Origin of the sequence: Sulfuricurvum sp., assembly GCF_049305995.1 — a bacterium.
Lineage (GTDB): Bacteria > Campylobacterota > Campylobacteria > Campylobacterales > Sulfurimonadaceae > Sulfuricurvum.
Map to the genome: position 1 here is coordinate 1 of NZ_JBAQPS010000314.1, position 4,688 is coordinate 4,688.

The 4,688-nt window shown below is 41.4% G+C and carries 11 protein-coding genes; 2 read left to right on the top strand and 9 right to left on the bottom strand.

Translation table 11 applies throughout. The annotated features are described in order from the left end of the window. On the top strand, nt 1–238 hold a 238-nt coding region (locus tag WA010_RS10850; RefSeq protein WP_422557132.1), incomplete at its 5' end, for an energy transducer TonB family protein. Between the two features lie 30 nt (nt 239–268). Here WA010_RS10850 and WA010_RS10855 read toward each other — a convergent pair. Genes WA010_RS10855 through WA010_RS10865 form a run of 3 tightly spaced genes read right to left on the bottom strand, consistent with a single transcriptional unit; the run spans nt 269 to nt 1,284 of the window. After that, nucleotides 269–625 carry a DUF86 domain-containing protein gene (locus WA010_RS10855; RefSeq protein ID WP_422557133.1) on the bottom strand — a complete coding sequence of 119 codons (357 nt, stop codon included), beginning with the start codon at nt 623–625 and terminating at the stop codon, nt 269–271. Next, nucleotides 618–932, bottom strand: coding sequence for a nucleotidyltransferase family protein (locus tag WA010_RS10860; RefSeq protein WP_422557134.1), 315 nt, complete (start codon nt 930–932; stop codon nt 618–620). The genes WA010_RS10855 and WA010_RS10860 overlap by 8 nt, the downstream gene beginning before the upstream one ends. Before the next feature lie 16 nt (nt 933–948). Further along, on the bottom strand, nt 949–1,284 hold the full coding sequence (locus WA010_RS10865; RefSeq protein ID WP_422557135.1) for an HRDC domain-containing protein: 336 nt from the start codon (nt 1,282–1,284) through the stop codon (nt 949–951). On the opposite strand from WA010_RS10865, the gene WA010_RS10870 reads away from it, so the two are divergent. Next, nucleotides 1,229–1,369 carry a hypothetical protein gene (locus tag WA010_RS10870; RefSeq protein WP_422557136.1) on the top strand — a complete coding sequence of 47 codons (141 nt, stop codon included), beginning with the start codon at nt 1,229–1,231 and terminating at the stop codon, nt 1,367–1,369. The genes WA010_RS10865 and WA010_RS10870 overlap by 56 nt on opposite strands. 17 nt (nt 1,370–1,386) lie before the next feature. Here WA010_RS10870 and WA010_RS10875 read toward each other — a convergent pair whose 3' ends face one another. From WA010_RS10875 to WA010_RS10900, 6 genes are read right to left on the bottom strand one after another with little or no spacing between them, the layout of a single operon-like run. Further along, on the bottom strand, nt 1,387–1,944 hold the full coding sequence (locus tag WA010_RS10875) for a hypothetical protein (protein WP_422557137.1): 558 nt from the start codon (nt 1,942–1,944) through the stop codon (nt 1,387–1,389). A 54-nt stretch (nt 1,945–1,998) separates the two neighbouring features. After that, nucleotides 1,999–2,319, bottom strand: a complete 321-nt coding sequence (locus WA010_RS10880; protein WP_422557138.1) for a hypothetical protein — start codon at nt 2,317–2,319, stop codon at nt 1,999–2,001. Beyond that, on the bottom strand, nt 2,316–2,954 hold the full coding sequence (locus WA010_RS10885; RefSeq protein WP_422557139.1) for a hypothetical protein: 639 nt from the start codon (nt 2,952–2,954) through the stop codon (nt 2,316–2,318). The genes WA010_RS10880 and WA010_RS10885 overlap by 4 nt, the downstream gene beginning before the upstream one ends. 9 nt (nt 2,955–2,963) lie before the next feature. After that, complete coding sequence (locus tag WA010_RS10890; protein WP_422557140.1) at nt 2,964–3,329, bottom strand: hypothetical protein; 366 nt, start codon at nt 3,327–3,329, stop codon at nt 2,964–2,966. A 26-nt stretch (nt 3,330–3,355) separates the two neighbouring features. Beyond that, nucleotides 3,356–4,033 (bottom strand): hypothetical protein, encoded by a 678-nt coding sequence (locus WA010_RS10895; protein WP_422557141.1) that lies wholly within the window; start codon nt 4,031–4,033, stop codon nt 3,356–3,358. Next, complete coding sequence (locus WA010_RS10900; RefSeq protein WP_422557142.1) at nt 4,030–4,470, bottom strand: hypothetical protein; 441 nt, start codon at nt 4,468–4,470, stop codon at nt 4,030–4,032. The genes WA010_RS10895 and WA010_RS10900 overlap by 4 nt, the downstream gene beginning before the upstream one ends. Between the last annotated feature and the right edge of the window lie 218 nt (nt 4,471–4,688).

Sequence of the window (4,688 nt, forward strand, 5' to 3'; positions counted from 1 at the left end):
AAGTATTCCTTTAGACGTGATAACCAATGATAGGAATATGATAGAGTTTAATCTACACCCGGACGGCTCTATTTCAGATATATCATTTATCCAGAAAAGCAAAATTGATATTTTAAATGACACTACCAGAGAGACGATAGAACTTGCATACGCAAAGTATCCTCGACCAAAGGAAAAAATATTGATTCGTTATCGTGTCCATTATGATTTGGATAAAAATGAGAGTAAGAAAAAATAAGGGTAAATGAAGAAACAGGGATTGTTCTCGTTATAAATCTAAAACTTTCTTGATCCCCTGTTTGATGACAGGTAAGCGCTCTTCAATCACGTTTTCAACGATATAAAGATCAATCCCTTCATAATCATGAGCGATGAAATTGCGAAGCTCATAGCTCCCTTTGATGTCTTGTTTTTCAAAGTTGGAGAGTATTTCGAGTTCACCAGCATGGAGTAGTTTATCAAACTGTTCAGCGATAGAGGTGAGGTGCATGAGGATCGAAGCGCGTGAGTTCTCTTCATCTTCGAGTGCATTGATAATAGAACCGCTCTTTCGGACGATATTTTCGATAAAGCCGATTTTTTTATCGATCACTCGGATACGCTCTATCGCTCTGATGCTATACATAGATAATATCCTTGGTGATGGAGTCTTTCATGCTCGAAGTGCTGTCCAGATCGAAAATATCACTGCTACGATGGAACTTTTCAAATATCCGCTGTTTTATCTTTGCTACTTCATCAAAATAGGTGTAGGCGTTGCGGTGTTGGAGGTAGTTTTCCTCTTTTTTGATTGCAATGTCGATGTCGCTGTAGAGGGTGTTTTCATTACGCGCATAACTGCCGAAGAGTCCCAGCTGAACAATACCGCTTTGGTGAAGCTCACTTTTGATCTCGTGCAGATATTCTAAAATATGTTCTTTTGTCGGTTTCATAAGGATTATTATACAATCAATCCCTCTCTTTAGCACTCAACTCTCTCGTTAATTCTAAAAATAGCTCACCATATCGCTCAAATTTTACCTCTCCGATACCGCTGATGTTTAGCATCTCCTCTTTGCTTGTTGGCAGTTGTTCGGCGAGGGAGATAGTAGAATATACTACAATCACTCTATTAAAATCAAAAGGATACGATATTTTAAAGCAGTTTAGGAATGATTTTGCCGATTGTTTCGAATGTCTTTTTGGCTCAACTGTCCGTAATGAAGTGACATCAAAGAGTGATATTGATGTGGTAGTGGAAACTAAAATTCCTGATATATTTGCTATCGTCCATGCTAAAAACACACTTGAAGAACTTTTTTATCTCAATATTGACCAGAATTTGAAAAAAATATTCATATTGCATAAAAGAGTAAATTCCGTGTCGTAGCACGATGACGAAGCAGCTTACACCGCTCCGAAAGAGGCTTTTCCACCGCGTTGGTAAGATTTAATCTCTTCATAGGTTTTTTCACTAAGGCGAAGGTTACTACGTGAAACTTCTTTTGCAACAGCATCGATTTTCTCTTTATCAGACATCTTTTTCAAATCACCTTTTGAAAGATCACCGAGTTCGAGTAAGTCGTTCCATACAGAACTCTCATCCAATGCAAACGTATTGAACGTAATTCCTTCATAAACGAATGAGCCTTTTCCGATAATGTCAGAGACGAACAAGAGATATTTTCCTGTAGGAGACAAATATTCTTTGTATTTAGCTACAAAAGATTCAAAAAGATCCAATGATTGAAGCTCTAGCGCCATGAAATCGATGGTATCGTTGTTGGTAGCGAGGAGTACTTGTTTGACGATATCTTTTGGAGGTAGGCTTTTATCAGCGGTGATTACTTTACCCTCAGTTACGACGAGACATCCACGGTAGGCGTATTTGTACGCATCGGTAGGGGCATTGTAGACGATCATCCATTCGAGTTTGTTTTCAGCGATGTAGCTTTGGATTGACATTGTGTGTTCCTTCAAGGTTGTATTATCTCTCAATACAATTTTTGTTCTACCTTTTTAAAAAAGGATTCCCCCTAAAATCATCGATACTGTATTGGCAATCAGTGAAACCATAACCGAATATCTCCACTCCAGCTGAAACCATCCCTGATACCATAATGCTTCGGTAACTATCACTGCTGTTTCGATAGCGTAAAATCCCACGCGATACTCTTGCGGTGATAACAGCACAGAGAGATACCACGCGATAGGATGGGTCATAAGTGACGCACTTGTTGCGACAAAAAGGAGCTTTAGAATGGGTTGTGAACGTAACAGTGTTATCGCGATGGGGAGTTCAATTATAAGTGTCCACATCAACCCTTCGAGTTGAGTCATTGGGTCAATTTTTGGATCACCGAAATCGGTGTAAAGATTCTCTCCACGCTTTTGATCGGTTCGCATCGCAACACTATCCGTGTATCGGATCGGTGCCCATAGAGGTAGTAATGCTCTTCTTCAAACATTTCGCGGCATACACCGGTCTCTTTTTCATTCTTGTCATGATAGGTGAACTCTACCGTACAGCTATCCCCTGATTTTTTGGCTCGACAAAACCGATCCGGAGGAGGGGGGAGGATGGGTTTACAGTTTTTGTTTCTCTCTTGAGGATGTTTTGAGATGTTTTTGCCCTTGGAGCACACTCTCGAATCGGCAACAAATCCCCCTTTGGGTAATCCTCTCTCGATATAGATATTCTCACTTCGTTGACAGATCAAATCGATTTTTTCCGATTTATCCGCACTTTGTCCGTTTATACAGACTCCCTCGCCACCGCCGGAGAAATGGGTTGCAGTTATCACACAGCTCTCTTGCGGTTTTTTCCCTAAACAAAACTGATCGCTACGATCAAAGATAGTTGGATTGGATTGCAATCTCTCTTGAGCCACCATCGTATTGTACGAGAGAACATCACCCCATAGCGGCGAAATAAATGCACATGCGTAGAGGATGTAGTGATATCTGGTTGGCATTTTCTTCCTTTAAAAACTGGGTTTACTGAGAATTTCTTTTCGCACATCCCTCAGCCTATCGATGCATTCTTTAAAAGTACCGCTACCGTAACCATCAGGATCTGATCGCTTTTCACGAAACATATCTCTAGCGTTTTCCAGCTGGACGAGGCTTCTGTTTAGCCATATTACCACCTCACTTTTAGTGTTAATGAGAGGATATTCAAAGAGGATAGATTTGATCTCTTGGAGGGCTTCATCCACCCATTCTCCCGAATCTCCCCAGTAGCTTTTGTCCATGAGCCGTTTGTTGAGATCGGCATTCGCAGGTTCAATCACATACATGATATAGGGGTGAATATCAAAAGTTTGTTCTGTGTCGGTTGTTGGATTCATGGGTGCTCCTTGTTATTTGTTTTAGATTAACATGTTGGAATCTCACGCATGGGAGTGATATAAAATTTAGCTTTTGTCGGGAAAAGATTCCATGAATCCTCTTCGATAAATTCAAACACCAAATCCCTAGACTCAAAAGAGGCATTAAACAAAAACTCCATCCCCTCTACCTTCGGGGATTCTTTTTTACTGTCGTTAAACTTCCACACCCCTTTTTTCCCTTTGGGAGTTTCCAGTCTCACTACGACGGGGCTGTGGGGATGGTTTTCAAACGTTTTCCCATGATCCGTATAGGTGAGATAGAGGGGGTTAAATTGGGGCGATACCCCTGTTGCCAAAACATTGAGAGTGATCATTGCTCTAGCGTTAGTAGAACCCGAGGTAAATTCAGCCTCAAATATCGATGGAGCGGGTTTCAGTGCCTGTATTCTCAGTAATTGATCGGTAGCGGTGGTTTCAGTGTACCAGCGAAACTCGTCGTTTGAGCCTTTTTGGGGTATTTTCCATGGGCTTTTCCCACCTTCGAGCGGCAAATGCAGGGTGATTATCTGACCGCGCAAGAGATTAAACATCGGAACATGCACCGCGACATCCATCGCGTTTTTCCATCGGTTTGAGGGTTCGATCCTCTCATCTCCCATGCAGGCATGGAGTACGCTTTGGGTCAGGGAGAAGAGGAAAATGAGGTATAAAAAAGCTTTCATTTGCAATCCAATTTCGAATCGATCGCCCTAAACAGATCGCTGTGCAGAGTCACATTTCCCCCTTTGTGTTCGACAAATATCACAGGGATTTGGTTAAATCGAGCCGTATGGGATGATAGCACCACTCCCGCCATCGAGTGATTCTCTGCGGTTCTGAGGATAAAACAGTGATCCTGGAGGGATTCAAATGCTTTTTTGCTATTCCATTTATCACTAGAGAGATTCCACCGCTGGTTTTTGGATATGGGTGTGGTGAAATCGTCTCGGCTCAGCGTAATACTCGGGGGCTGTTTGCTCTGAGTGATCTGTTCCATCGTACACGCTTGGTTATAATTTAGCCCTGTAGGTTTATAGAGATCGATTTTTATCCCATCTGCTGAGGCGTTGATGCTGTGTGAGATCAATAAAGCTAAAGCTATGATAATAGTGTTTTTCATCGTATTCCTCTCTACAATTACCAGTCAAAAAATGTCCAACACGTCCAAGGTACCACTTCTACATCAACGGTATGATTTGCTTTACAAAAGCATGCTGAGGATGCGCGTATTATATAGAACCTCATATGATTTTTTTAAAAGCTATTTACTATCTCGAACACAACGAACATATTTAACTTCATTCTTAGGGTTACCGCACGTCGAACCAATTTCAAAGT